Annotated in this window: 23 protein-coding genes and 1 pseudogene; 14 read left to right on the top strand and 10 right to left on the bottom strand. The window is 71.1% G+C overall.

Features of this window, described 5'->3' with window-relative positions; genetic code table 11:
• Positions 1 to 32: 32 nt before the first annotated feature.
• Complete coding sequence (locus LPA41_RS43415) at positions 33 to 230, bottom strand: acyl-CoA carboxylase subunit epsilon (RefSeq protein WP_374238252.1); 198 nt, start codon at positions 228 to 230, stop codon at positions 33 to 35.
• Between the two features lie 101 nt (positions 231 to 331).
• On the opposite strand from LPA41_RS43415, the pseudogene LPA41_RS43410 reads away from it, so the two are divergent.
• The 3 genes and pseudogenes from LPA41_RS43410 to LPA41_RS35815 all read left to right on the top strand — a co-directional run.
• Positions 332 to 1,771 (top strand): annotated as a pseudogene (locus LPA41_RS43410) (protein kinase); the annotation flags it as partial.
• Positions 1,772 to 4,805: 3,034 nt separating this feature from the next.
• Entirely contained in the window at positions 4,806 to 5,021 is a 216-nt protein-coding gene (locus tag LPA41_RS35820) for a hypothetical protein (RefSeq protein WP_229075697.1), read from the top strand.
• 23 nt (positions 5,022 to 5,044) lie between these two features.
• Positions 5,045 to 5,773, top strand: coding sequence for a M50 family metallopeptidase (locus LPA41_RS35815; protein ID WP_229075696.1), 729 nt, complete (start codon positions 5,045 to 5,047; stop codon positions 5,771 to 5,773).
• Positions 5,774 to 5,836: 63 nt separating this feature from the next.
• Here LPA41_RS35815 and LPA41_RS35810 read toward each other — a convergent pair whose 3' ends face one another.
• Entirely contained in the window at positions 5,837 to 7,408 is a 1,572-nt protein-coding gene (locus tag LPA41_RS35810) for an acyl-CoA carboxylase subunit beta (protein ID WP_229075726.1), read from the bottom strand.
• Between the two features lie 124 nt (positions 7,409 to 7,532).
• On the opposite strand from LPA41_RS35810, the gene LPA41_RS35805 reads away from it, so the two are divergent.
• From LPA41_RS35805 to LPA41_RS35795, 3 genes are read left to right on the top strand one after another with little or no spacing between them, the layout of a single operon-like run.
• Positions 7,533 to 8,804, top strand: a complete 1,272-nt coding sequence (locus LPA41_RS35805) for a hypothetical protein (protein ID WP_229075695.1) — start codon at positions 7,533 to 7,535, stop codon at positions 8,802 to 8,804.
• A gap of 26 nt (positions 8,805 to 8,830) precedes the next feature.
• Positions 8,831 to 9,685 carry a biotin--[acetyl-CoA-carboxylase] ligase gene (locus LPA41_RS35800; protein ID WP_229075694.1) on the top strand — a complete coding sequence of 285 codons (855 nt, stop codon included), beginning with the start codon at positions 8,831 to 8,833 and terminating at the stop codon, positions 9,683 to 9,685.
• A 4-nt stretch (positions 9,686 to 9,689) separates the two neighbouring features.
• Positions 9,690 to 10,259, top strand: coding sequence for a PH domain-containing protein (locus tag LPA41_RS35795; RefSeq protein WP_229075693.1), 570 nt, complete (start codon positions 9,690 to 9,692; stop codon positions 10,257 to 10,259).
• Positions 10,260 to 10,289: 30 nt separating this feature from the next.
• Here LPA41_RS35795 and LPA41_RS35790 read toward each other — a convergent pair whose 3' ends face one another.
• The 3 genes from LPA41_RS35790 to LPA41_RS35780 all read right to left on the bottom strand — a co-directional run bounded on the left by LPA41_RS35790 (position 10,290) and on the right by LPA41_RS35780 (position 12,265).
• On the bottom strand, positions 10,290 to 10,847 hold the full coding sequence (locus LPA41_RS35790) for a GtrA family protein (protein WP_229075692.1): 558 nt from the start codon (positions 10,845 to 10,847) through the stop codon (positions 10,290 to 10,292).
• A 40-nt stretch (positions 10,848 to 10,887) separates the two neighbouring features.
• Positions 10,888 to 11,427, bottom strand: coding sequence for a GtrA family protein (locus tag LPA41_RS35785; RefSeq protein ID WP_308036662.1), 540 nt, complete (start codon positions 11,425 to 11,427; stop codon positions 10,888 to 10,890).
• A 73-nt stretch (positions 11,428 to 11,500) separates the two neighbouring features.
• Entirely contained in the window at positions 11,501 to 12,265 is a 765-nt protein-coding gene (locus tag LPA41_RS35780) for a sigma-70 family RNA polymerase sigma factor (protein ID WP_229075690.1), read from the bottom strand.
• Between the two features lie 248 nt (positions 12,266 to 12,513).
• Between LPA41_RS35780 and LPA41_RS35775 the strand changes: the two genes are divergently transcribed.
• From LPA41_RS35775 to LPA41_RS35765, 3 genes are all read left to right on the top strand, one after another.
• Entirely contained in the window at positions 12,514 to 14,382 is a 1,869-nt protein-coding gene (locus LPA41_RS35775; RefSeq protein WP_229075689.1) for a phosphoenolpyruvate carboxykinase (GTP), read from the top strand.
• A gap of 86 nt (positions 14,383 to 14,468) precedes the next feature.
• Positions 14,469 to 15,587: a geranylgeranyl reductase family protein gene (locus LPA41_RS35770; protein ID WP_229075688.1), complete on the top strand. Its 1,119-nt coding sequence runs from the start codon at positions 14,469 to 14,471 to the stop codon at positions 15,585 to 15,587.
• Between the two features lie 32 nt (positions 15,588 to 15,619).
• Positions 15,620 to 16,390 (top strand): isoprenyl transferase, encoded by a 771-nt coding sequence (locus LPA41_RS35765; RefSeq protein WP_229075687.1) that lies wholly within the window; start codon positions 15,620 to 15,622, stop codon positions 16,388 to 16,390.
• 85 nt (positions 16,391 to 16,475) lie between these two features.
• Here LPA41_RS35765 and otsB read toward each other — a convergent pair whose 3' ends face one another.
• Complete coding sequence (gene otsB / locus LPA41_RS35760) at positions 16,476 to 17,282, bottom strand: trehalose-phosphatase (RefSeq protein WP_229075686.1); 807 nt, start codon at positions 17,280 to 17,282, stop codon at positions 16,476 to 16,478.
• A 272-nt stretch (positions 17,283 to 17,554) separates the two neighbouring features.
• Here otsB and LPA41_RS35755 point away from each other — a divergent pair, with 272 nt between their 5' ends.
• The 4 genes from LPA41_RS35755 to LPA41_RS35740 all read left to right on the top strand — a co-directional run bounded on the left by LPA41_RS35755 (position 17,555) and on the right by LPA41_RS35740 (position 21,595).
• On the top strand, positions 17,555 to 18,973 hold the full coding sequence (locus tag LPA41_RS35755) for a PhoH family protein (RefSeq protein WP_229075685.1): 1,419 nt from the start codon (positions 17,555 to 17,557) through the stop codon (positions 18,971 to 18,973).
• A gap of 268 nt (positions 18,974 to 19,241) precedes the next feature.
• Entirely contained in the window at positions 19,242 to 19,973 is a 732-nt protein-coding gene (locus LPA41_RS35750) for a lytic transglycosylase domain-containing protein (RefSeq protein ID WP_229075684.1), read from the top strand.
• A gap of 85 nt (positions 19,974 to 20,058) precedes the next feature.
• A complete protein-coding gene (locus tag LPA41_RS35745; RefSeq protein ID WP_229075683.1) occupies positions 20,059 to 20,934 on the top strand; it encodes a serine protease in 876 nt (291 codons plus the stop codon).
• A gap of 43 nt (positions 20,935 to 20,977) precedes the next feature.
• A complete protein-coding gene (locus tag LPA41_RS35740) occupies positions 20,978 to 21,595 on the top strand; it encodes a rhomboid family intramembrane serine protease (RefSeq protein ID WP_229075682.1) in 618 nt (205 codons plus the stop codon).
• A gap of 67 nt (positions 21,596 to 21,662) precedes the next feature.
• Here LPA41_RS35740 and glpX read toward each other — a convergent pair whose 3' ends face one another.
• Complete coding sequence (gene glpX / locus LPA41_RS35735) at positions 21,663 to 22,730, bottom strand: class II fructose-bisphosphatase (RefSeq protein ID WP_255691216.1); 1,068 nt, start codon at positions 22,728 to 22,730, stop codon at positions 21,663 to 21,665.
• A gap of 50 nt (positions 22,731 to 22,780) precedes the next feature.
• Between glpX and LPA41_RS35730 the strand changes: the two genes are divergently transcribed.
• Entirely contained in the window at positions 22,781 to 23,326 is a 546-nt protein-coding gene (locus LPA41_RS35730) for a DUF4245 domain-containing protein (protein WP_374238251.1), read from the top strand.
• Between the two features lie 130 nt (positions 23,327 to 23,456).
• Here the strand turns inward: LPA41_RS35730 and LPA41_RS35725 are convergent, their stop codons facing one another.
• From LPA41_RS35725 to LPA41_RS35715, 3 genes are read right to left on the bottom strand one after another with little or no spacing between them, the layout of a single operon-like run.
• Positions 23,457 to 23,660, bottom strand: coding sequence for an exodeoxyribonuclease VII small subunit (locus LPA41_RS35725; RefSeq protein ID WP_229075679.1), 204 nt, complete (start codon positions 23,658 to 23,660; stop codon positions 23,457 to 23,459).
• Complete coding sequence (gene xseA / locus LPA41_RS35720; RefSeq protein ID WP_229075678.1) at positions 23,657 to 24,895, bottom strand: exodeoxyribonuclease VII large subunit; 1,239 nt, start codon at positions 24,893 to 24,895, stop codon at positions 23,657 to 23,659. The genes LPA41_RS35725 and xseA overlap by 4 nt, the downstream gene beginning before the upstream one ends.
• A 9-nt stretch (positions 24,896 to 24,904) precedes the next feature.
• Positions 24,905 to 25,474, bottom strand: coding sequence for a hypothetical protein (locus LPA41_RS35715; RefSeq protein WP_229075677.1), 570 nt, complete (start codon positions 25,472 to 25,474; stop codon positions 24,905 to 24,907).
• Between the last annotated feature and the right edge of the window lie 44 nt (positions 25,475 to 25,518).

Here is a 25,518-nt window from a genome sequence, read left to right as displayed (position 1 = left end):
CGCCCCGCCTGACTGCCCCCTGTGGACGGCTGTCAGCGGGGCAGGCCGGACGCTCGCCAGCCGCGAGCCGCGCCGGTGGGGCGGGCCGATCGGAGCCAGTCGGATGCGGCTTGTGACGGCGTTTCGGAATTGACCGAAGTGGATCGAGATGTCAGGATGGCGGCCAACGCGGCCAGCTCATGATCGTCTAGGCTTCCTCGTACGACGCTGACCAGCGGTTCCTCATTCATCAGCCGAGCGTACGACGGGTGCCCGGAGTTCCGGTGACACGTGTCCCACACTCGGCTGATCAATTCGCGGCCGCTCGACAGAACCAGGTATTTTCTGCGTGATGTCTTCTTCTCCCCCACTCGTTGTCGCTGATCGGTACCGGCTCGTTGCGCCGCTCGGTCAGGGCGGGATGGGGCGTGTCTGGCGGGCGACCGATGTCGTCCTGCACCGGGACGTGGCCATCAAGGAGCTCGTTCCGCCGCCGGGGCTGACCCCGGCCGAGCGGCAGGAGATGCGCGAGCGCTCACTGCGTGAGGCACGCGCCATCGCCCGGCTCAACAACATCAACGTGGTACGTGTCTTCGACGTGCTCCGGACGGACGCCGACCCGTGGATCGTCATGGAGTACGTGGCGTCCCGATCACTTCAGGACACGCTGGCGCAGGACGGACCGTTCAACGCCGTCCGGGCCGCCGAGATCGGCTTGGGCGTGCTGAACGCGTTGCGCGCCGCGCACCGGGCCGGAGTCGTGCACCGTGACGTCAAGCCGGGCAACGTTCTGCTCGGCCACGACGGTCGCGTGGTGCTGACCGATTTCGGTCTCGCGACAGTGCCCGGCGACCCGAACGTGACGCGTACCGGCCTGGTGCTCGGCTCCCCGGCCTACATCGCTCCGGAACGTGCCCGCGACGGCACGGCCGGTGCGGCCGCTGACCTCTGGTCACTGGGCGCCACCCTGTTCGCCGCCGTGGAAGGCCAGTCGCCGTTCGCGCGGCCCTCCGCGATCGCCACGCTCGCGGCCCTGGCGACCGAGAACGTTCCTCCGTCGCGGAATGCCGGGCCACTCAAGCCCGTACTCAACGGGTTGCTGCGCAAGGATCCCGCCCACCGCATCAACGCGGAGGAGGCCGAGCGCCTGCTGGCCCGGGCCGCCGGGCGCCGATCGAAGATCGCCTTCCCGATGAGCCCGACCATGCGCCGGCCGGGCGTCGGCCGTGAGCGCCCGTCGCTGCCGACAGGCCCCGGTGGCCCGCCCGTTCTGCCCGGCACCGGCTGGGGGACCGCGACCGGTTCTGCCCCTGTCGTGCCCACCCCGCGCCCGCCGGTCACCGCCACGCCGCCGCAGGGTCGTCCGCACGACGGTCGCCCGGTCGACGGCCGTCCGCACGACGGTCGCCCGGTCGACGGCCGTCCGCACGACGGTCGTCCGCGCGACGGTCGTCCGCACGACGGTCGTCCGGTCGAGGGCCGCCCGCACGACGGTCGTCCCGCCGACGGTCGTGCGCCGATCTTCGCGCCGGGCAAGGCGCCGGTCGGTGGTCCGCCCCCGTCCGACCCGCCGGCCCGCGGCCCGCAGCCGGCGAAACCCCTGGACGCGACGCGCATCGATGCGCCGCCGGCTTCGAACTTCTCTGGTACGGGCCACCCGCCCGCAACCGCACCACGGGGCCCCGCGGGCCACGATGGCGCCCGGCCTGGCGTGGTGCACCCCGCCGCGCCCCGCCCCACGCAACCGCCGGCCACGTCAGCGAGCCCGACCCGCATCGGTTTCACCGCCGCGGACGTCGCCGCGAACCGCCGCAAGAAGGCCGCCCCCGAACACGAGCGTTCCCTGGCCGCAGCCACCGGCGCCTACCCGATCGTGAACCCGCCGGCGGACGACGCCGCCCAGGCCACGACCGTGATGCCGGCCGGTGGCCCGCCCGCGCAGGCACAGCAGCCCACTCCCGGCCAGTCGCCCGCGGTGCCGGGCCAGTCGCCCGCGGTGCCAGGGCAGTCACCTGCGGCGTCGGGGCAGTCACCCGCGGTGCCGGGCCAGTCACCCGCGGCGCCGGGGCAGTCGTCCGCGAAGTCCGCGGAGTCCGCGGAGTCGGCTCGGCCGTCCGGTACGGGTTCCGCAGGGACGCCCACTCCGGCCTTGGCCCCGATCGGGATGACCGAAAATGCCCAGTCGTCTGTGCCAGCGAAGGCCGAGCAGCCTGCCGAGGCCGCGCTGGGGATCACGGACCAGCGGGGAAGCGAGAGCAAGGCCGCCACGGACGAGTCGGGCGACCGCGCTGCGTCTGGCAGCACTGCGGCCGGCGGCGGTGCGGCCGGCGGCGGTGCGGCCGGCGGTTCCACGTCCGGTGACGCGGTTGCCGGCGGTGCGGCGCCTGGCGGAAACGCTGCGGCTGGCGGTGCTGCGGCCGGTAAGTCGGTGACTGCCGGTAAGTCTGTGACTGACGGTGCTGCGACTGATGGCTTTGCGGCTGAAGGCGCCGGGGCCGGTAGCTCCGGGACCGAGGGTGCCGCTGAAGAAAAGACGATTCAGGCGAAGGGGTCGGACCGGGGCAACAAGGTCGGCGCCGATCACGTAGCCGCTACCGAACAGGCCGCTGCGTCGGCTGTCGCCGCGTCCGCTACCACCGCGTCCGCTGCCACCTCGGCAGCCGAAGCGGCGAACGCCGGTCACAAGCCGGAAGCCGCGAACCAGAAGCCAGCAGCTGAACAGCAGGATGCTGACCGGGCCGGGTCGGACGCCGTCAGGGCACAGGCCGGATCGAGCGACTCGGCCGCTGGGCAGCCTTCCGGCGGTTCGACGGTGAAGCAGGGTTCGAGCGTTTCCGCTACGGACCAGGGTTCGAGTGCATCGACCGCGAATCACGGTCCGAGCGCTTCGGTCACAGGCCAGGGAACGGGCAGTTCCGCTACGGGCCAGGGGCCGGGTGTTCCGGCCACAGGCCAGGGCGCGGCAGAGAACCAGGGCGCCGGTGGCTCCGGGACCGGTCAGGGAACGGGTGATTCCGCCAAGTCGGGTGCGAGTGCCTCCCCGATCGGACCTGGCGCGGGTGCGAAGTCGAGCGACTCCGCTGCGCAGCCGATCTTGGCCGCTCCCGCCACGCCGGGAGCGGGCGGGAAGGCGCCGAGCGACGCCGCCGGGGTGTCGACGTCCGGCACGTCCGCGAGCACGAAGGACTCCAGCGCTGCCACCGACGGCAAGGTCTCCGGAGGCGCAGCCACCGACGGCAAGGCCGCCGACAGCGCTACGGCCGTCGGCAAGGTCGACGGAAGCGCTACGGCCGACGGCAAGGTCTCCGGAAGCGCGGGCGCCGACGGCAAGGCAGCCGCCCGCGCCGGTGCCGACGGCAAGGGTGCCAACATCGAGGGCGCCGACCGCATGGGCGCCCAAGGAGCGGGCGCCTACGCCACCGCAGGGACGAATGCTGACGCCACCAAGGCGGGGAAGCCGGGACAGCCCGCCGACGCGGAGAAGCCGACGGACGACGACAAGACGGTCATGGCGCCCATCGCCGGGCACATGGCCGATGCCGACCGGACCGTCATGGCCCCGCTCACCGGCCACCCGGCGGACGACGACAAGACGGTCATGGCTCCGCTCACCGGTCGGCCGGCGGACGACGACAAGACAATCATGGCTCCGCTCACCGGTCGCCCGGTGGACGATGACAAGACAATCATGGCTCCGCTCACCGGTCGCCCGGTGGACGATGACAAGACGGTGATGGCGCCGCTCGCCGGGCGCACGCCGGATGACGACAAGACGTCTGTCGTTGCTTGGAGCGACCGCAAGAGCCGCAGCGGCGCGCGAGGCGGCAAGGCCGGCAGCGGGGGCAAGGCCGGCAGCGGAGGCAAGGCCGGAAAGAACGGCGGCGGCCGGAACGACGACGCGGACCGGACGTCAGTCGTGGACCGTACCGCCGTTGTCGCCCCGCTCTCGCCGCCCGGACCTCGCCGGGTCCCGTCCGCCGAGGAGACGCGCATCGTCGGTGAGGCCGGGTCCGCACCCGGCTTTGCCCGGCCCAGCCGGCCGGCGTGGACGCCGATGCAGATGCGGCCGCCGGAGCGCCGTGGCGGGATCACCGTGCTCGGTACGACGCTCACCCGGCGCCAGGCGGCGATCGGTCTGGGCATCGTGCTGACGTTCCTGCTGCTGGTCGGCATCATCGTGGTGCAGGCGTTCGGTGACGACGCGTCGGGTGCGCAGGAGCCGACGACGCTGGGTGGTGCCGTGGCGACCGGGAATCCGGCGCCGGTCGGCAGCACCGCGCCGGGCAAGGACGGGTCGCCGGCGGCACCGAGTTCGGCGCCGGCCAGTTCGGCGCCGGCTGCCGCTGGTGTGCCGGACGGCTGGCGGGCCTACAACGGCTCCGGATTCAGTGTGCCGGTGCCGAAAGGTGCCTCGGTCTCCGGTGGCGGTGACGAGACGCGGGTGAACTTCGACAACCGGCTGCTCATCATCAACCGGGTGAATCAGGAGCTCGACGACCCGGTGGAGTACTGGGACGAGCAGAGCACCGGCCACTACCGCAACTACAACAACCTCGGCGTCGACCAGGTCGACTACCAGGGTGACGCGGCGGACTGGGAGTTCACCTACACCACCAGCGGCGGCAACGACCAGCACGTGGTGAAGCGGGTCTTCGAGATCGAGGACACCACGTGGAGCCTCGCCTGGTACACGTCGCCGGGTGACTGGGATGCCGCGAAGAAGGACCTCGAAGCCATCTACCAGGGGTTCAAGGGGCGGTAGTCCGTCAGGAGTGAGATCCAGAACGACGGGGTATTCCATCCAGCATCACGGATGGAGGTACACCATGAACAGCCGACGGTACGGCAGTAAGCCGACCCTCGCCCTCTGGATGCTCGTCACGGTTGCCGACGTAGCGCTCCTGATCGCGGCCACCGGTCTCCTCACGGTTGTCCTGGTCCTCGCGGTGCTGGCCGTGGTGGCCGGCGGTGTGGTCGTCGCCCGCACGTGGAATCGGCCACAGCCGGAGCCCGCGAAAGTGGTGGCACGCCGCCGCGCATAGCCGGATCGGCTACAGTCCCCGGCGTGTTGTCGATCGACGGTGTGACTGACCTCTGGGACCAGCTCCTCGGTGCTCAGCCCGACCCGCCCGGACTGCTCGTCCTGCTCACCGCAGTGGTGGGCTTCCTCGCTGTCGCGTTCCGCCCGGTGTGGCGGATCGCCCGCAACGCCGTCACGATCGCTCACGAGGGCGGTCACGCGCTGTTCGCGCTCCTGACCGGGCGCAAGCTGCGTGGCATCCGGCTGGAGTTCGACACGTCCGGCCTGACATTGTCCGCGGGCCGCCCGACCGGGCCCGGGATGATCCTGACCCTGCTCGGTGGCTACATCGCCCCGTCGCTGGTCGGGGTGCTCGGCGCCTGGCTGCTCGGCGGAAACCGGATCACGCTGCTGCTCTGGCTGGCCGTGGTGCTGCTGCTGCTCATGCTGATCAACATCAGGAACCTGTTCGGCGTGGTCTCCCTGGTGATCACCGGCGCGATCGTCTTCGCGGTGTCCTGGTACGCCTCACCGGAGGTGCAGGCCGCGTTCGCGTACGCCGGTGTCTGGTTCCTGCTCTTCGGCGGTGTCCGGCCGGTCTTCGAGTTGCAGAAGCTCCGCCGGCGCGGCCGCATGCGCGACTCCGACGCCGACCAGCTCAGCCGCCTCACCCACCTGCCCGCCCTGTTCTGGGTGAGCCTCTTCCTCGTGGTGAACCTGGCCGCCGTGCTGACTGGTGCTTTCCTGCTGGCCGGCCAAATGGTGCTGAGCTAGCTGGCTTCGCTTCGCTCCGCTGCGATTCGCCTGGTAACCGGTGAATCGCGGGGGCGGTTGTTCTCACAACGGGATGTTGCCGTGCTTCTTTGGGGGCAGGGTTTCGCGCTTTGTGCGCAGCATCCGCAAAGCCCTCGTGATCTGGGCGCGGGTTTGTGAGGGCTGGATGACGGCGTCGACGTAGCCTCGTTCGGCGGCGATGTAGGGGTTGGCGAGGGTGTCCTCGTACTCCTGGATGAGTTCGGCCCGGCGTGCGACCTGGTCGTCGGCGGCGGCCAGTTCGCCGCGGTAGAGGATGTTGACGGCGCCCTGTGCGCCCATGACGGCGATCTGGGCGGTGGGCCAGGCGAAGTTGATGTCGGCGCCGAGGTGCTTGGAGCCCATCACGTCGTAGGCGCCGCCGTACGCCTTGCGGGTGATGACGGTGACCTTCGGGACGGTCGCCTCGGCGTACGCGTAGATGAGTTTCGCGCCGCGGCGGATGATGCCGTCCCATTCCTGGCCGGTGCCGGGCAGGAAGCCGGGTACGTCGACGAAGGTGAGCACCGGGATGTTGAAGGCGTCGCAGGTGCGCACGAACCGGGCGGCTTTTTCGGAGGCGGCGATGTCGAGGGTGCCGGCCAGGCTCATCGGCTGGTTCGCGACGACGCCGACCGGGCGACCTTCGACGCGACCGAATCCGACCACGATGTTGGTGGCGTAGAGCGGCTGGATCTCGAGGAAGTCGTCGACGACGGTCTCGACGACGGTCTTGATGTCGTACGGCTGGTTGGGCGAATCCGGGATGAGGGTGTCCAGGGCGAGGTCCGGGTCGCCGGCGGCCAGGTCGGCCTCCTCGGCGTACACGACCGGCTCGTCCAGGTTGTTCGACGGCAGGTAGGAGAGCAGCGCCCGCACGTACTCGATCGCGTCCTCCTCGTCGGAGGCGAGGTAGTGGGCGTTGCCGCTGCGGGTGTTGTGGGTCCGCGCGCCGCCGAGGTCCTCCATGCCGACCTCTTCGCCGGTGACGGTTTTGATCACGTCGGGTCCGGTGATGAACATGTGTGAGGTCTGGTCGACCATGACGGTGAAGTCAGTGATCGCGGGGGAGTAGACGGCGCCGCCGGCGCAGGGGCCCATGATCAGGGAGATCTGCGGGATGACGCCGCTGGCGCGCACGTTGCGGAAGAAGATGTCGGCGTAGAGGCCGAGGGCGACGACGCCTTCCTGGATGCGGGCGCCGCCGGAGTCGTTGATCCCGATGATCGGGCAGCCGATCTTCATGGCCAGGTCGAGCACCTTGACGATCTTCTCGCCGAAGACCTCGCCGAGGGAGCCGCCCATGATGGTGAAGTCCTGGGAGAAGACGCAGACCTGCCGGCCGTCGATGGTGCCGTGCCCGGTGACGACGCCGTCGCCGTAGGGCCGGTTCTTGTCCATTCCGAACGCGGTGGACCGGTGCCGGGCCAGTTCGTCGAGTTCGACGAAGGAGTCCTTGTCGAGCAGCAGCTCGATGCGTTCCCGGGCGGTCTTCTTGCCGCGGGCGTGCTGTTTTTCGATGGCCCGCGCGGAGCCGGCGTGCACCGCCTCGTCCGTGCGGCGGGCAAGATCGGCGAGCTTGCCCGCGGTCGTGTGGATGTCCGGCTGCGTTGTCACGGTGGTCTCCAGGCTCGCGTTGCGACGATGCACTCGGGCTTGATCGTAACCACATTCGCGTTGTCGGCCGAGGGCGTCGCTACGGATGCGTTTCATACTTAATGCCCCATTCGTTACTACCCGCGTGACGAACTGGATGACAGCGGCAGGTCTCGCGTTCATCGCAGGCGGCCTCGCCACGCTGATCAGTTTCTGGTCGGTGCTCTTCGGTGGTGCCGGTCGCGCGACGGCTGGCCCGGCCCGGCGCCGGCGCTCGGCGGAACAGAGCCGATCCGCGCCGCAACCGGCTGCGGCGCCGGCCGACGGGCCCCTGGCGACAGCGGCTCTGCCCGCCGCGCCCGAACCCGAGCAGCCGTTCTTCAGCCTCCCGCCGCCGGCCCCGGACCTGTTCGCAGCCGAGCCGTACCAGCAGGCCGAGCCGTACCAGCAGGCCGAGCCGTACCAGCAGGCCGAGCCCTACCCGGCCGAGCCGTTCGCGGCGCAGTCCTTCCCGGCGGAGGCGCACCAGGCTGAGCCGGCTGTGCCGACGGGAGCCGAACTGATGGCGGCGGCTCCGGCCGGCGGGCCCGAGGTGCTCGGGCCTGCGAGCCGGTCTGAGATGCTCGCCCCGGCCAGGAACGGTTACGAGGACTACGAGCCGCTCGACGAAGACCACGTGGACGCGGAGGTGGCCGACCCGGAGTACGACGACGAGCCCGGCTACGAGGATCCGTTCGCGGCCGCCTACGCCGCACCGGCCCTGGTGACGATCCCGCCGGGCGAACCGGTCCGCGACCTCTGGCCGCTGCGCGAGGCCGAACATCAGGAGGCCCGCTTCGCGGAGGCCTTCAATCCGGGAGGGTACGGCCGGAGCACCGCACCCGAGCCCCGCACCGAGGTCGACCGCTCCGGCCTCGGGTACGGCGACCGGGTGGAGGGCTGGGTCCGCCCGGACTACCCGGAGCTGGAGGACCGCCCGCCGGCCGGGGACTACTGGACGCCGGTGCCGGACGACCTCTACGCGGACCCGGAGCCGTCGGCCCGCGGCTACGGCTGGCCGGTGCCGGTGGAGCGGCTGCCACCGGTGCCCGACTACGAGCCGGCGACCGGTTTCGATCTGAACCCGGTGGAGGCTGCCGAACCGACCGCGTTCGTGCCGCGAACCTGGCCGCCGATGCCGGAGGACCGCCGGATCCGCCAGCCTGAGCCGGAGGATCGCCGGGTCCGCCAGCCTCGTTCCTGGCGGGAGCCGGAGGGGGATAACCGGCGCTCGTGGCGTGAGGAGCGCCGCTCCTGGCGCAACCGGGACGAGAAGCGGTCGTGGCGGGACCGGGACGAGCGTCCCCGGCCGCGCCCGCGCCCGGCCGAGCCGGCGTCGGGCTACGTGAGCCGGCACTCGGCGGGCCCGCACGCCTGATTCGCGGGGCCGCATAGGCTGCCGGGATGACTTCCTCGTCGTACGCCGATCTCGGCCGCCCGCCGCTCTCCGCCCGGGCGCTGAACCGCGCGCTCGTCGTGCCGGGCGGCTTCTGGTCGCGGATCGACGTGCGCGCGGAGACCGGCTCGACAAACGCCGACGCGGCCGACGCGGCCCGCGGTGCCGAGCCGGAGGGCCTGGTCGTGGTCGCCGAAAGCCAGTCGGCGGGCCGGGGGCGCCGGGACCGGCAGTGGGTGTCGCCGCCGCGGGCCGGGCTCACGCTCAGTGTCCTGCTGCGACCGTCGGCGCCGGACGCGGAGCGCGGCTGGCCGGCGGCGCCACCCGGGTCGTTCGGCTGGTTGCCGCTGCTGGCCGGGGTGGCGCTGCGCGAGGCGGTGACCCGGGTGTCGGGTGTCGAGGCCGCTCTGAAATGGCCGAACGACCTGCTCGTCGGTGACCGCAAGTGCGCCGGGATCCTGGCCGAGGTGGCCGGCGACGCCATCGTGATCGGGATCGGCCTGAACGTCAGCACCCGCGCCGACGAACTGCCGGCCACGACCGGTGTGCCGGCGACCTCGCTGCTGGTGGCCGGCGCCGAGGAGGCGGACCGGGATCCGTTGCTGCGGGCGCTGCTGCGCGGGTTCGCCAGGTGGTACGAGGGCTGGCGGGAGGCGGGTGGCGACGCGGAGATGTGCGGGCTGACCGCCGAGTACCGCCGGGGGTGCGCCACGATCGGCCGGGCGGTGCGGGTGCTGCTGCCGGGCGGTGGCGAGCTGACCGGCGAGGCGACCACGGTGGACGGCGACGGCCAGCTGGTGATCCGTACGGCTGACGGCACCGAACATCGTGTCTCGGCGGGGGATGTCCTGCACGTACGCTGAGCTCGTGGCGTTCCCGGAGGATGTGCTCGCGGACGAGGAGGAGGTCGTCCTCCACCTGGCTCCGCATTGGAGGGCGGCGATCGTGCCGCTCGCCGTCCTGCTGCCGGCCGTGGCGGGCCTGATCATGGCGTGGGTGCTGCTTCCGGACACCGAGGGCGGCCGGATCGGCTTCTGGCTGGCCGCCGCGATCCTGGTGTGGTATTCACTGCGTTACGGTGTGTGGCCGCTCGTGGTGTGGCGCTGCACCCACTACGTCGTCACGAACGAGCGGATCCTGCTCCAGCGCGGTGTGCTCACGCGCGAGCGCCGCGACCTGCCGCTGAACCGGGTGAACGATCACGCGCTGGCCCAGTCGGTGCTGGACCGGGTGTTCGGCAGCGGCACCTTGACCGTCGACTCGATCGGTGACCGGACCGCGGTGCTGACCGGTCTGCCGCACGCCCAGCGCGTGCAGAGCACCCTTTACGAGCTGATCGAACTCAGCCCGGCGCCCGACGACGACGAGGCCGACGCGGATCCCGGACCGGACGAAGAAACAGCGCCGGCGCCGCGTCGCGGCGTCTTCCGGCGCTGAGCTTCGGTTCGGGGGGCTTCGGTTCGGGGGTCAGCGGGGGTCGAGCTCCGCCTGCAGGTCGAGGCTTGCCACGCTGCCCGGCTGGTCGACGGCGCTGAGCTCGGCGAGCCCGGCTGTCGCGTCCAGTTCGGTGATCGCGGCCTCGTGGCCGTCCACCGGCGGCTTGAGGAAGACGAACGTCCGGTACGCCCAGAAGCGGAAGATGGTCGCGATCCCGATGCCGATCACGGTGACCGACATGAAGGCCAGCTCGTCGTGTTCCTCGGTGAGACCGAAACCGTACTTGCCGACGGCGATGGCGCCGGACTGGATGAGCATGCCGATCAGGTTGAACCCGAAGAAGAGCGTGTACTCACGGCGCAGCGCGGTGCGGGTGTGTTTGCGGTACGTCCAGTAGCGGTTGGCGATGTACGCCAGCGTGGTGGTGATGACCGTGGCGATCACACTCGCCTTGACCGCGCCGATGTCGAGCAGGACGTACGTGATGGCCATGTAGAGCAGGGTGTTGCCGGCGCCGATGATGCCGAAGGCGATGGCTTCCGGGGCGAGACGGCGCAGGCGATCCGTCAGCGTGCTGGCTGAGGGCATTGGGCAACCTTACGGGAACAGGGGCAGTGACGCCGAGGTGTCAGCGGGTGGACGACGACGATGGCGTCACACTCCGGTCCGGCGGTTCTCCGGTCTCTGCCGCCTCGCCGGGCACCGGGGCGTCGGTGGCCCGGAAGACGAAGCGGCGGTATGACCAGAAGCGGAACATCGTACCCATAGCGGTGCCGACGAACTGTCCCGCTATGTTGTCGGCCACCGGGCTCCGCAGCGCGGGCCAGATCTGACCGAGGCCGTAATGACTGATCGCGAGACAGGTCAGGGCGATGCCCAGGCCGATCGCGTTCAGGACGAAGAACATCGTGTACTGCCGGGCCATGTTGGTGTGCCGGCCGTCCCGCCAGGTCCAGAACCGGTTGCCGAGGAACGCGATGGTGGTCGCGATGATCGTGGAGACGGTCTTCGCGGTGAGTGTCTCGGCGCCGTTCCGCAGCAGGACGTTGAAAATCATCAAGTCGATGGCGAACGCGATGCCACCGACCGTGCCGAACTTGCCCACTTCGTGGACGAGCGCCCGCAGCCGCGCACGCAGGCCGGATGACTGCGCTGGTTTCGGGGGCACGGGTCCGAGGGTACCGGCGGGTGTCACGTGTCGCTGTCCGCGCTGCCGGGTCTTTCTCGGTCGCGACCGAGTCTTAACCGTGGCTCCCGGCATGGTGACGCTGTCGATACGGTGCGTGGCGGAAACCGTCCACCTCGCGGATCTCGGCGAGCCGGCCCCGGCAGTCGGAGCACCAGGCGAGGTGGGTGCGCATCCGATGCGCGTCGCGGGCCGCCAGCCGGCCGCGCACCTGACCCCCCAGCCGCTCGCCGGCCCACCGACACTCCGGGTGATCAGCAGCGGTCACGTGCTGCTGGAGGTAGAGGCTGCGCAGTCCCTCCCGGGCGCGGTGGGCCAGCACGGCCACCGCGTTCGGTGTCAGTCCCATCCGGGGCGCCAGCTCGGCCGGGGTGCTGCCCTCCACCTCGGTCTGCCAGAGCACGTCACGCCAGCGGGGCGGCAGCTGGCGGAAGGCGGCCGCCGCGAAGCTGCGTTCCAGCCGGTCCAGCGCCGGGTCGGTGAACGGCTCGCCCGCGTCGTACCGGGTCAGATCGTCGGTGAACTCCAGCCGCCGGTCCAGCCGCGCGCGGTGGTAGCAGACGTGCCGCATGGTGGTGTGCAGGTAGGCGCGGAACGCCACCAGTGGCCCACGACCGGCGCGCAGGGTCGCGAACACCTTGGCGAACGTCTCGGCCACCAGGTCGTCGACGTCGGCGGGATCGCGCACCAGACCGAACGCGAACTGCCGCACGGCCGCGTGGTGCCGTTCGTAGAGCGTGCCGAAAGCGGCGGTGTCGCCCTTCCGGACGGCGCTCAGCAGGTCGGTGTCCGATTCTGCGTCGTTGCCCGGGGTCGTCATTCCGCCTCCTGTGGCCGGAACTGCGAGGAAAGCCCGATTAGGTGAAAGTCTAAGGCGTTAAGTCCTTTTTGTGAAAGTTGTCAGAGTGCCGGTGTGCCTCGGCCTGTTCCGGCCCCTGATTGCGCGCTCGTGCGTCGAGCGGCGAAGAATCGATCGTTTATGCGCACCGCAGCCATAGATTGTGCGGTTGTCCACAGGATCGGCCGATGAACTCCAAGCACTGTCGGGCTTAGGCTCATGTGACTCCCATGACACCGCCGGTTTTTCCGGCTGATTCGTCATTGGTCAGTGCCGACCGAAGGAGCTTCATCTTGTCTCTGCCCCCTACCTCGCACCCCCGCCTGCTGGCGTGGGTGGCCGAGGTCGCCGCCCTGACCACGCCCGACCGGATCGTCTGGTGCGACGGTTCGGAGGCCGAATGGGCCCGCCTCACCGACGAGCTGGTCGAGGCCGGAGCGCTGGTCCGCCTCGACGAAAAGAAGAAACCGAACTCGTTCTGGGCGCGAACCGACCCGTCCGACGTGGCGCGGGTCGAGGAACGCACCTTCATCTGCTCGGTCGACGAGGCCGACGCCGGTCCCACCAACAACTGGATGGCGCCGGCCGAGATGAAGCAGGTCATGACCGGGCTCTACCGGGGCTGCATGACCGGCCGGACGATGTATGTCGTCCCGTTCTGCATGGGCTCGCTCGACGCGCCACAGCCGATGTTCGGTGTGGAGCTGACCGACAGCCCGTACGTCGTGGCGAGCATGCGCATCATGACCCGGATGGGGGCCGAGGTCCTGGCGGCGATGGGCGACGACGCGGACTACGTGCCCTGCCTGCACTCGGTCGGCGCGCCGCTGGCGGCGGGGGAAACGGACACCGCCTGGCCGTGCAGCGACACCAAGTACATCTCGCACTTCCCGGAGACCCGGGAGATCTGGTCGTTCGGCTCCGGTTACGGCGGCAACTCGCTGCTCGGCAAGAAGTGCTACGCGCTGCGGATCGCCAGTGTGGCAGCCCGTGACGAGGGCTGGCTCGCCGAGCACATGCTGATCATGAAGCTCACCTCGCCGGAGGGCCAGGTCCGCTACATCGCCGGCGCGTTCCCGTCGGCCTGCGGCAAGACCAACCTCGCCATGCTGGAGCCGACGCTGCCCGGCTGGAAGGTGGAGACCGTCGGCGACGACATCGCCTGGATGCGCTTCGGCGAGGACGGCCGGCTGTGGGCGACCAACCCGGAGTTCGGCCTGTTCGGCGTCGCGCCCGGCACCGACTTCCACACCAACCCGAACGCGATGCGGACCCTGGCCAAGGGCAACTCGGTCTTCACCAACGTGGCGCTGACCGACGACGGCGACATCTGGTGGGAGGGCATGGGCGAGCCGCCCGCACACCTCACCGACTGGAAGGGCAACGACTGGACGCCGGAGTCGGACGCCGTCTCCAGCCACCCGAACAGCCGCTTCTGCACCCCGATCGAGCAGTGCCCGATCCTGGCCGACGAGTACCACGACCCGCGCGGCGTGCCGATCGACGCGATCCTCTTCGGTGGTCGCCGCAAGACCACGATCCCGCTGGTCAGCGAGGCCCGCGACTGGGTGCACGGGGTCTACCTCGGCGCCACGCTGTCCAGTGAGACCACCGCCGCCGCAGTCGGACAGGTCGGCGTGGTGCGGCGCGACCCGATGGCGATGCTGCCGTTCATCGGCTACCACGCCGGCGACTACTTCCAGCACTGGATCGACATGGCGAAGGGCGCCTCCGGCGACGCCGACAAGCTCCCCAAGGTCTTCTACGTCAACTGGTTCCGCCGCGACGCGGACGGCGGGTTCCTCTGGCCGGGCTTCGGGGAGAACAGCCGGGTGCTCAAGTGGATCGTGGAGCGGCTGGACGGCAAGGCCGACGCGGTGGAGACCCTGATCGGTCACGTTCCCACCCCGGAGTCGATCGACGTGACCGGGCTGGACATCGACCGGGCCGCGCTGGAGGCGGTGCTCCGCGTCGACCCGCAGGAGTGGGCGGCCGAGATCCCGCAGGTCACCGAGTGGTTCAACAAGTTCGGTGACAAGCTGCCGGCGGTGCTCTGGGCCGAACTCGACGCGCTGCGCGCCCGCCTCGCCGACGCCTGATCCACACCGGGTCCGCCCCCGCGCCCCTGCCGGGTGCGGGCCCGGCACGGGTGGCCGGTCGGTGCCGGAACCGCCAGGCTGTCCGCATGGACGTCTATGACGTGGCCGTCGTCGGCGCCGGGCCGGCCGGGTCCGCCGCGGCCCTGGCCGCCCTGCGCGGCGGCGCGCGGGTGCTGCTGCTGGACCGGATCGGCTTCCCGCGGGACAAGCCGTGCGGCGACGGGATCGCGGCCGAGGCCGTCGACGTCCTGACCGCGCTGGGCGTGCCGGACCCGGTCGGCGGCTTCCCGCCGATCGAACGGTTGCGGCTGGTGGCGCCGGGTGGCGCGGCGGTGGCCCGGCCGCTGCCGCGACCGGCGCACACCGTGCCCCGGCGGATCTTCGACGAGCGCCTGGTCCGTGCGGCGGTGGCGGCCGGTGCGGTGTTGCGCCGGCACACGACCCGTGGCGTACGGGTGGACGACCTCGCCGTCGTCGACGACGAGTACCGGGCCCGGGTGCTGATCGGGGCGGACGGCGCCGGATCGGTGGTCCGGCGGTTCCTGGGCCACGGCGCCAACCCGGCCGGGCACCTGGCGATCGCGATCCGCGGGTACGCCCCCTCGGCCGCCACCGAACAGGTCATCGTCACGACCCGGCAGCGCTGGCCGGCGTACGCCTGGGAGTTTCCGCTCGGCGACGGCACCGCCAACGTCGGGTACGGCGAGCTGCTGCGGGGCCGCCCGCTGTCCCGGGCGTACCTCCGTGATCGTCTCGCCGCCCTGCTGCCCGGCGCCGAACCGACCGGCCTGCGCGGGCACCACCTGCCGTTGTCCACCCACCGCCCGGCGGCAGGCCGGGGCCGGGTGCTCCTCGCCGGCGACGCGCTCTCGCTGATCAATCCGCTGACCGGGGAGGGCATCTTCTACGCGGTGCTCTCCGGTGCGCTGGCCGGCGCGGCCGCGGCCCGGGGACCGCACGACGTGGCCGGGCGCTACCGGGACGCGCTGCGCCGCCGCCTCGGCCGGCACCTGCGGCACTCCGGCGCCGCGGCCCGGCTCACCACCTGGCCGCGGGTCGCCGACGCCGCGGTGGCCGCCGCCCGCCACGATCCGCACACGTTCGCCCGGATGGTGGACCTCGGACTCGCGGACGGACTGCTCGACGCCGGCACGATCGGGCGCATCGCGTCGCGGATGGTGCCGTGGCGGACCGTCCCCGCTTGAGCCCGCGGCCGGGGTGGCTACCCTTTGCGGTGATGAGTCTGCGTTCTCTGGTCTATTCCCTTTACGAGCGGCGGCTGGCCGGCAAGCTCGTCGGCAAGCCCGTGCCCCGGCACGTCGGCGTCATGTGCGACGGCAACCGGCGGTGGGCCCGCGAGATGGGCTTCGTCGACCCCAACGACGGCCACCGGGTCGGCGCCTTCCGCATCAAGGAGCTGCTGACCTGGTGTGATCAGGCCGGCATCGAGCACGCCACCCTCTATCTGCTGGCCACCGACAACCTGCGTCGGCCGGCCGCCGAGCTCGACCCGCTCGTGAAGATCATCGAGGACCTCGCGACCGAGCTGGCCGAGGACGGCAACCCGTGGCGGCTGCGCATGGTGGGTGCGCTGGACCTGCTGCCGGCCGCGACCGCGGCGACGCTCAAGGCCGCACAGGAGAAGACCCGCAACCGCACCGGTGGCGTCGAGGTCAACATGGCGGTGGGGTACGGCGGACGCCGCGAGATCACCGACGCGGTCCGTTCCCTGCTCTACGAGCACGCGGCCGGTGGCGGCACCCTCGAGGAACTCGCCGAGATCCTCGACGTCGAGCACATCGCCGAGCATCTCTACACCCGTGGCCAGCCCGACCCCGACCTGGTCATCCGGACCAGCGGCGAGCAGCGGCTCTCCGGTTTCCTGCTGTGGCAGTCGGCGCACTCGGAGTTCTACTTCCACGACGCCAACTGGCCGGATTTCCGGCGCATCGACTTCCTGCGGGCGCTGCGCTCCTACGGCAACCGCCAGCGCCGTTACGGCGCCTGAGCCGGGCACACTCTTCCCCGGCGCCGCGCCCGGCGATCATCCGCCCGGCTCTCCCGGCGCCGCGCGGCGCCGCGCCGGGTGGCTGTCAGAAGCGGCGCAGGCCGTCGGCCAGGAAGGCGGCCACCGCGTCCGGCGACTCGAGGGTGAGGTCGGCGGCGCTGGACACCTCGGCGCCGGTCTCCGGGTTGGCCACGGCCACCGCCATGCCGAAGAAGGCCGGGTCGACGGCTTCCCGGGCACGCAGAGCGTCGAAGGCCTTGATGTCGGACATGTCATCCCCGAAATACCACGCGCAGCCCGCGTTGCGCACGCCCTCGGTGATGACCATGCCCTTGTCCTGGTCGACCGGGGGCTTCAACTCCATCACCATGCGACCGCCCTGGATCCGCAGGCCCAGGCGCTCGGCTTGCTCGTGACCCCAGCGCTCGACGGTGCTGCCCAGGCTGGGCGCGGTGCGGTAGTGCAGGGCGACGGAGAGCCGCTTGTATTCCACCAGGATCTCGGCGGGCAGCTCGGCACGGGCCTGCGCGGCCAGCGCGTCCATGGTGGGGACGAACTCCAGCGCGGCCGGCTCGGTCACCACCCGGCCGTCGTGCCACACCTCGAGCCCGTAGAGGCCGTAGAGGTCGACGCCGCCGAGGGTCTCGAAGCGCGAGCGCAGGAAACTGACCGGCCGGGCTGAGACGATCGCCACACGGGACACCACGGTCGCCAGACGCTCCAGCACGCCGAGCACCGCCGGCACCGGCTGGGACGCGTCCGGGTCGTCGGTCACCGGCGACAGGACTCCGTCGAAGTCGAAGAAGAACGTGGTCGCGGAGGCCCGTGCGGCCGTGAAAGCCCAGGCCTCGTCGGTGGTCAGCGGATGTGTCGGACGCGCGATCTCTGCCACACGGCCAGACTACCCGCGGAAGGTCGTCTTTTATGCGTGACGATTTCGCGTGGGGTGAGGGTCACCCTTCGGTGCCCGATTTTGCGCACTACCGCAGGACCGAGTTGACCGCTAGCGTCTGAGTCATGGCACGGGGTCGTCCCGGGCCAGCCGGCCGGCCCGGACCAGCGACGACGTGCGCCACAGGGCTCGCAATCCGTCCCTGTGCATGTGCCGGCGGCCGGAGGTGGCGGACCGCGGGTGGCGGGTTGCACGCCCGCTGGAGCAGGCCTGTGACATCTCGCCGTACCGATGCCGGTGTCGCTTCGAACTCCGACCCGGCCGACAAGGTGACCAAGACCCGTGCCACGACCTCGCGCCGCAAGGCGCGGGACCGGCACGCGGACGCCGAGCCGGCCCCGGCCGGCCGCGTCTTCGTCCTGGACACTTCGGTCCTGCTGTCCGACCCGGCGGCGTTCCGCCGGTTCACCGACCACGAGGTGGTCGTCCCCCTCGTGGTGATCTCCGAACTGGAGGGCAAACGTCACCACCCCGAACTGGGCTGGTTCGCCCGGCAGTCGCTGCGGATGCTGGACGAGCTGCGGATCAAGCACGGCCGCCTGGACCAGCCGGTGCTCTGCAACGACGAGGGCGGCACGCTCCGCGTCGAACTGAACCACGCCGACCAGAGTGTGCTGCCACAGGGCTTCCGTAACGACTCGAACGACACCCGCATCCTGTCGGTGGCGCTCGGGCTGGCCGCCGAGGGCCGCGACGTCACGCTTGTCAGCAAGGACATGCCACTGCGGGTGAAGGCGGCGTCGGTCGGCCTGACCGCCGACGAGTACCGGCACGGCCAGGCCAGCGACCCCACCTGGACCGGCATGGCTGACCTGCGGCTCAGCGAGGAACAGGTGGGCAGCCTCTACGCCGGTGACGAACTGGAGGTGGAGGAGGCCGAGGGGCTTCCCTGCCACACCGGCCTGGTGATCCATTCGCCGCGCGGCTCGGCACTGGCCCGGGTCAACCCGGACAAGAGCATCAAGCTGGTCCGCGGCGATCGGGACGCGTTCGGCCTGCGCGGCCGCTCCGCGGAGCAGCGGGTGGCGCTGGACATCCTGCTCGACGAGGCGATCGGCATCGTCTCGCTCGGCGGCCGGGCCGGCACCGGCAAGTCCGCGCTGGCGCTCTGCGCCGGCCTGGAGGCGACGATGGAGCGCAACCGCCACAAGAAGGTGGTGGTCTTCCGGCCCCTCTACGCGGTCGGCGGTCAGGAGCTCGGCTACCTGCCCGGCAGCGAGGCGGAGAAGATGTCGCCCTGGGCGCAGGCGGTCTTCGACACCCTCGGCGCGGTGGTGCACACCAACGTGGTGGAGGAGGTGCTGGCCCGCGGCATGCTCGAGGTGCTGCCGCTGACCCACATTCGCGGCCGGAGCCTGCACGACGCGTTCGTCATCGTCGACGAGGCGCAGTCCCTGGAGCGCAACGTTCTGCTGACCGTCCTCTCCCGGATCGGGCAGAACTCGCGGGTGGTGCTCACCCACGACGTGGCCCAGCGGGACAATCTGCGCGTCGGGCGGCACGACGGCGTCACCGCGGTGATCGAGGCGCTGAAGGGGCATCCGATCTTCGCCCACGTCACGCTCACCCGTTCGGAACGATCTCCGATCGCCGAGGTGGTCACCGACCTGTTGGAGGAAATCCCCCTGTGAGATGACGCCAGCGCGGAATTTTGTGCCGAAATGAAGTAAAAAAACGAGTGACTAAGGTCACAAGACCGCGTTGGCATTTCACATCCACTTCACGTTGCGCCATGGTGGTCGCCGAGCGCCAAACAGGTGACCACGATGTCGAAGATCGACTTGGGTCATCCCTCGGAGCAACCGAGGCGGCGGCCCGGAGGGGTCGCGGTGCTCGCGGCGCGGTCCACCGCACGGCGGTGGGGGCGCCGCGTCATTGCCCCCGACGAAGGGAATCTTCGTGAATCGGCTCTGGAGCCGGCTCGGAGTTCGTGCGGCCTCGGTCGGACTGCTCCTCACCGGACTGGCCGGCGGTGTCTACCTCGGTCAGGACCGCGAGATCCAGCAGCAGAACGCGTCGGCCCAGATCGTCCTGCCCGCGGCCCCCAGCGAGATGCAGCTGCTCAAGGAGCGTCAGGCGTACCACGCCGCGGACCGGGCCTTCCGGGACCAGGCGGAGGACGTCGCGGCGGCGAAGGCGGCCACCCAGGCGAAGTCCGCGGCCGGCAAGGCGTGGACGCTGGAGAAGAAGGCGATCGCTGCCGAGAAGAAGGCTGCCGAGGCCAAGAAGGCCGCCGAGGCGAAGAAGGCGGCTGCCGAGGCCGGGGAGTCCGGCGGCTCGGGCGGCCCGGCGGAGTTCACCGGCGACATTCCCGCGTCCTGCAGCGAGTACAGCGGCAGCCGCGAGATCGGCTGCGCCCTGATGGTCGACAAGGGTTTCGCGATCGCCCAGTTCCCGTGCCTGGACAAGCTGTGGAAGAAGGAGAGTGGCTGGAACTACAAGGCCACCAACCCCAGCTCCGGGGCGTACGGGATTCCGCAGTCCCTGCCGGGCAGCAAGATGGCGTCGGCGGGCTCGGACTGGAAGACCAACCCGGCCACCCAGATCGAGTGGGGTCTCGGCTACATCAAGGGCCGTTACGGCACGCCGTGCGGCGCATGGAACCACTCGCAGAACGTCGGCTGGTACTGACACTTCCCAGCTGGTACTGACACTTCGTGGAACGGGGCTGCGCGGCACGCCGCACAGCCCCGTTTTGCTGTGATCAAATGTCCGTATGGTCCGAAATGTCGTCTCACTCCTCGCGGTCGCCGCGGTCACGCTCCTCCTGAGCGCCGCACCGGTCCGGGCCGGCGACGACCGCCGGGGCGTCACCGGCGACGAGTGGCGGCGGAGCGCGGACGACGAGTGGCGGATCGCGGGCGACGCGTGGCGGCGGATCGCCGGCGACGGCCGGCAGCGGATTCCCGAAGTGATCGGCGGCAAGGTCGCCGCCGTCGGCAGGTTCCCCTGGGCGGTCCGGCTCTCGATGGGCTGCGGCGGCGCGCTCACCGCACCCCGGGTGGTGCTCACCGCCGGCCACTGCGTCGGCGAGACCGGCCCGAACACCAAGATCACGATCACCGCGGGGGCGCCCGACCTGCGCTCCAAGCGGGCCGTCTCGGTGCGGTCGGTCGAAGTGTTCCGGTCACCCGACTTCGTGACCGAGACGCGGGGAGACGACTGGGCGGTGGTCAAGCTGGAACGCGCGCTGTCCCTGCCGACCCTGGCTCTGGTGCCGGACGGCAGCCGCGACGCGGGCACGTTCACCGTGATGGGCTGGGGGCAGACCCAGGAGACTTCGGTACGCCAGGAGCAGCGCCTGCACTACGCGAACGTGCCGACGATCCCGGACGAGGCGTGCGCGAAGGCGTACCGCCAGGCCGGGGTGGAATTGGTCCGTGACGAGTCGATCTGCGCGGGCCGGCACGGGGTCGACACCTGTCAGGGTGACTCCGGTGGCCCGATGGTGCGCCGCGACGGCAGCCGGTGGGTGCAGGTCGGCATCGTGAGCTGGGGTCTCGGGTGCGCTCGTGACGGATATTTCGGGGTCTACACCCAGATATCCAAATTCCGGGTCGCGATCCGGGAGGCCACCGCGAAGCTCAGCTGACGCTCGACTGGCCGCCGCCCCATCCTGCTGCCACCATCGATGCATGGGCTACAGCTGGGCGCAGGCACGCGAGGACGAGGCGGCGAGGTTCGGCACCGATGCGTTCTACGCGTCGCTGGGCCGGGCGTTCGTGACGATGTGCGCCATCGTTCCCGGACTCTTCCTCATCGAGGCGATCGACGTCGGCCTCGGCCCCGGCACGCTCGACGTGGCCGGCGGCATCATCCCGCGTCGCATCGACGGGCTGGACGGGGTGCTCTTCAGCCCCTTCCTGCACGCCGACTGGGCGCATCTCTACGGCAACGCGGTCCCGCTGATCCTGCTCGGCACGTTCGTGCTCGCCGGTGGCGTGCGCCGATTCGTCTGGTCGACCGTGGTGATCATGGCGGTGTCCGGCTTGGGCGTCTGGTTCATCGGCGACCCGCAGAGCGTCGTGGTCGGCGCCAGCGGCGTCATCTTCGGCTACCTCGGGATGCTGCTCATCCGGGGGCTGGTGGAACGCAGCTGGTGGAACATCGCGGTCGGCGCCTTCATCGGCCTGCTGTACTGGTACCAGCTCTATGGCATCCTGCCGACCGACGCCCGGGTGTCCTGGCAAGGCCACCTGCTCGGCCTGGTCGGCGGCGTGATCGCGGCGATCCTGTTCCGCCGCCGCCGCTGACCCCCGTCACCGTCCCGCTCTGCTGACCTGTGCCGCCGCCGGCGCGCGGAACGCCGGCGGCGATCTCTCACAGGGTCGGCAGGTGCCCGTCGAAGTCGACCGCGGAGTAAAGGGCGAGCTTCTCCAGCCGGTGATACGAGTCGATCACCCGGATCGTGCCGCTCTTGGACCGCATCACGATCGACTGGGTGTGCGCGCCACCTGACCGGTACCGCACACCCTTGAGCAGGTCGCCCGAGGTCACGCCGGTCGCCACGAAGAAGCAGTTGTCCCCGGTGACCAGGTCGTCGGTGGTGAGCACCCGGTCCAGGTCGTGCCCGGCGGCGATCGCCTTCTCCCGCTCCGACTCGTCATGCGGCCACAGCTTCGCCTGGATCGTGCCGCCCAGACACTTGAGCGCGCACGCCGCCGTGATCCCCTCCGGGGTGCCGCCGATGCCCATCAGGACGTCGACGTCGGACTCCAGGCGGGCCGCCGAGATGGCGCCGGCGATGTCGCCGTCGGTGATGAACCGGATGTTCGCCCCGGCCTGCCGCACCTCCGCGACCAGTTGTGCGTGCCGGGGACGGTCCAGGATGCACACCGTCACGTCGGAGACGCTCGACCGTTTCGCCTTCGCGATGCGCCGCAGGTTCTCCGCGGTGCCGGCGTTGATGTCGACGACGTCGGCGCAGTCCGGCCCGACGGCGATCTTCTCCATGTAGAACACGGCGCTCGGATCGAACATGGCGCCGCGCTCGGCGACCGCGAGCACCGACACCGCGCCCGGCATGCCTTTACTCATCAGCGTGGTGCCGTCGATCGGGTCGACCGCGACGTCCACCTCGGGGCCGGTGCCGTCGCCGACCCGTTCGCCGTTGTAAAGCATCGGCGCTTCGTCCTTCTCACCCTCACCGATCACCACGACGCCCTGCATCTGGATCGAGTTGATGAGTTTGCGCATGGCGTCGACGGCGGCACCGTCACCGCCGTTCTTGTCACCCCGGCCGACCCAGCGACCGGCGGCCATGGCGGCTGCTTCGGTCACTCGGACCAGGTCGAGGGCGATGTTGCGGTCGAGGTCCTGGGGGACTCGGGCTGGCACGGCGGCCTCCTCGCGACGTTGCGGGGCTGTCAGTACCGTCGATCCTGGCATTCCAGGACGCGCCAAGTCTCGGTTCAGCGACATGGTTAACAATGGGATTCGTGGAACCCGCTCCCGCTCCCGCCGAACCGGCACGCCTCAAGCCCCGTGAGGCTCGCCGGCCCCGCGACATGATCTTCTCGCTGCTGGTCCTGCTCGTGCCGATCGCGCTGCTCCTCACGTTCTACCGCGTGGTGCTCAACGGGGACGAGCCGATCACCAAGGACCCGACCAGCGCCATCCAGCTGGCGTCGCGCGAGTTCACCGTCGCCGAGCCGACCGGCCTGAGCGAGGACTGGCGCGTCACGTCGGCCAACTTCCAGCGGGTGGAAGGCGGCGCGACCTTGCGTATCGGATATGTCGACCCGGACGACGACCCGGTCCTGCTGGTGCAGAGCACCGTGCCGGCGGAGACCCTGGTCCCGGCCGAGGTGGGCAAGGACGGCAAGCGGATCGGCGCCTTCCGCACCGACGCGCGGACCTGGCTGGTCTACTCCGGGCGGCCGGGGGAGACCTCGCTGGTCGCCACCGAGCAGAACCGGACCGTCGTGGTGGTCGGCAGCACCGACCGCAAGAACCTGGAGACCCTGGCCGGCTCCCTCTCCTGAGGACCGGCCCGCCGCCGCTTCGCAGCCGCGCGACCCGCCGGGCCCGCCAGTGCTTCGCAGCCGCGCGACCCGCCGGGCCCGCCAGTGCTTCGCAGCCGCGGGACCGACCGACGTGCGCGGCCGCCGTGCGTCAGTCGCCGGCGCGGGCTGCCCGGGCCGCGTCGATCCGCTCGCGGGCGCCGTCGAGCCAGCGCTGGCAGACGTCGGCCAGCTGCTCGCCGCGCTCCCACAGGGCCAGCGACTCCTCGAGGGTGCCGCCGCCCTGCTCCAGCCGCTCGACCACGGAGGCCAGCTCGGTGCGGGCCTGCTCGTAGCTCAGTTTCTCGTCGCTCACTCTGTCTCCTGTGCCGTCGCGTGCAGCTCGCCCTCGGCGAGCCGGATCCGAAGAAGGTCGTTCGCGGCCACCTCGTCCGCGGCGCGGACGACCTGGCCGTCCGGGCGTTGCACGATCGCGTAGCCGCGCTGCAGCGTCGCCGCCGGTGACAGCGCCCGCAGCCGGGCCACGGTGTGCCGCAGGTCGTCGTCGGCGCGCCGCAGGCGGTGCTCCAGGCTGCGGCCGGCCCGGTCGCGCAGCGCGACTGCCTCGGCGGCCCGCTGGTCGACGAGGGACTCCGGCCGGGCCAGCACCGGGCGGGACCGCCACGCCTCGATCCGGTGCCGCTCGCGGTCGATCGTGGTGAGCACCGCGCGGTCGAGGCGGTTGCGGGCGTGCTCGATGAGGCGCTGCTCGTCGGCGAGGTCCGGCACGATCCGCTTGGCGGCGTCGGTGGGTGTGGAGGCGCGCAGGTCGGCCACATAGTCGAGCAGGGGCGCGTCGGTCTCGTGCCCGATCGCGCTCACCACCGGTGTGCGCGCGCCGAAGACCGCCCGGCACAGCGCCTCGTCGGAGAAGGGCAGCAGATCCTCCACGCTGCCGCCGCCCCGGGCGATCACGATGACGTCGACGGTGTCGTCGTTGTCCAGCACCTTGAGCGCGTCGATGATCTGCGGGACGGCGGTCGGGCCCTGCACCGCCACGTTCACCACCCGGAAGTCGACGGCCGGCCAGCGGCGCCGGGTGTTCATCAGCACGTCGCGCTCGGCCGCGCTGGCCCGCCCGGTGATCAGCCCGATCCGGCCGGGCAGGAACGGCAGCCGCCGTTTGCGCTCGCGGGCGAACAGGCCCTCGGCGCCGAGCAGGCGTTTCAGTTTCTCCAGCCGGGCCAGCAGCTCACCGAGCCCGACCTGGCGGATCTCGTCGGCGCGCAGGCTCAATGTGCCGCGGGCCGGGTAGAACTCGGGGCGCGCGTGCAGCGTGACCCGGGCCCCCTCGGCGAGCTCGGGCGCACCCGCGTCGAGCACGTCGCGGTGGGCGGTGACGGTGAGGCTCAGGTCGGCGGACGGGTCGCGCAGGGTCAGGAAGACCACGCCGGAGCCGGGCCGGCGGCTGATCTGGGCCACCTGCCCGTCCACCCAGACCCAGCCCAGCTTCGCGATCCAGGCGCCGACCTTCTGACTGACGACGCGGACGGGCCACGGCTCGTCGGCGGTGCTCTTCGGCTCGGGACTCTTGGGTTCGGGCTGGCTCACCGGGCCAGATTACGGAAGCCCACCGACATTCTCGTCGCTGCGATCCCCGGTGGCGGCCAGCGCGTGTCTCTCGGCATGCCGGCCCGCGTACGCGCCGAGGTCCACGGGGGTCCGCCGTTCCGGCAGCATCCGTTCGACGAGCGTCACCACGGTGAGCACCAGCAGACCGGCACAGCCCCAGAAGATCAGGTCGGCGACCAGGTACTTCGGGTCCACGTGCGTGCCGTCGCCGCTGCCGAGGAACGGGAACGGGTAGCCACGCCGCTGCGGGTGCTCGTCCAGGCAGCAGCGCGACGTCACCGGCAGCGCGGTGATCGCCATCCCGGCGAGGGTGAGCAGCCCGGTGATCACGGACCCGGCCGGGCTCGGCGCGAGCCGGTGCCGGGCCAGCAGCAGCACGCCGCCGAGCAGCAGCACCACGTGGAAGACCAGGTAGGTCCCGGCAAGCCCACCGTCCACCTCGACCGCGAGGTTGAGTGCGCCGATGCCGCAGAGGAACCAGCCCGCCATCACCCGGATCACCGCGGGGATCGACGGCCACGCCGCCCACGGGTCCTCGCCCCGATGCGCGCCGCCCATGAGCCCAGTATTCCGCCGGATCCAGACTTCCGGGGCGAAATGCC

Source organism: Actinoplanes sp. DH11, from assembly GCF_020873875.1.
Lineage (GTDB): Bacteria > Actinomycetota > Actinomycetes > Mycobacteriales > Micromonosporaceae > Actinoplanes.
Note: the sequence above shows the minus strand (reverse complement) of the source record. Positions and strands in the feature narration are given on the sequence as shown.

Excerpts from the sequence above, each read along its gene's own strand:
- LPA41_RS43415 (WP_374238252.1), bottom strand. The coding sequence starts at position 230 with ATGAATGAGGAACCGCTGGTCAGCGTCGTACGAGGAAGCCTAGACGAT.
- LPA41_RS35820 (WP_229075697.1), top strand. The coding sequence starts at position 4,806 with ATGAACAGCCGACGGTACGGCAGTAAGCCGACCCTCGCCCTCTGGATG.
- LPA41_RS35800 (WP_229075694.1), top strand. The coding sequence starts at position 8,831 with ATGACTTCCTCGTCGTACGCCGATCTCGGCCGCCCGCCGCTCTCCGCC.
- LPA41_RS35790 (WP_229075692.1), bottom strand. The coding sequence starts at position 10,847 with ATGCCCTCAGCCAGCACGCTGACGGATCGCCTGCGCCGTCTCGCCCCG.
- LPA41_RS35780 (WP_229075690.1), bottom strand. The coding sequence starts at position 12,265 with ATGACGACCCCGGGCAACGACGCAGAATCGGACACCGACCTGCTGAGC.
- LPA41_RS35775 (WP_229075689.1), top strand. The coding sequence starts at position 12,514 with ATGACACCGCCGGTTTTTCCGGCTGATTCGTCATTGGTCAGTGCCGAC.
- LPA41_RS35770 (WP_229075688.1), top strand. The coding sequence starts at position 14,469 with ATGGACGTCTATGACGTGGCCGTCGTCGGCGCCGGGCCGGCCGGGTCC.
- LPA41_RS35765 (WP_229075687.1), top strand. The coding sequence starts at position 15,620 with ATGAGTCTGCGTTCTCTGGTCTATTCCCTTTACGAGCGGCGGCTGGCC.
- LPA41_RS35745 (WP_229075683.1), top strand. The coding sequence starts at position 20,059 with ATGGTCCGAAATGTCGTCTCACTCCTCGCGGTCGCCGCGGTCACGCTC.
- LPA41_RS35740 (WP_229075682.1), top strand. The coding sequence starts at position 20,978 with ATGGGCTACAGCTGGGCGCAGGCACGCGAGGACGAGGCGGCGAGGTTC.
- glpX (WP_255691216.1), bottom strand. The coding sequence starts at position 22,730 with ATGCCAGGATCGACGGTACTGACAGCCCCGCAACGTCGCGAGGAGGCC.
- LPA41_RS35715 (WP_229075677.1), bottom strand. The coding sequence starts at position 25,474 with ATGGGCGGCGCGCATCGGGGCGAGGACCCGTGGGCGGCGTGGCCGTCG.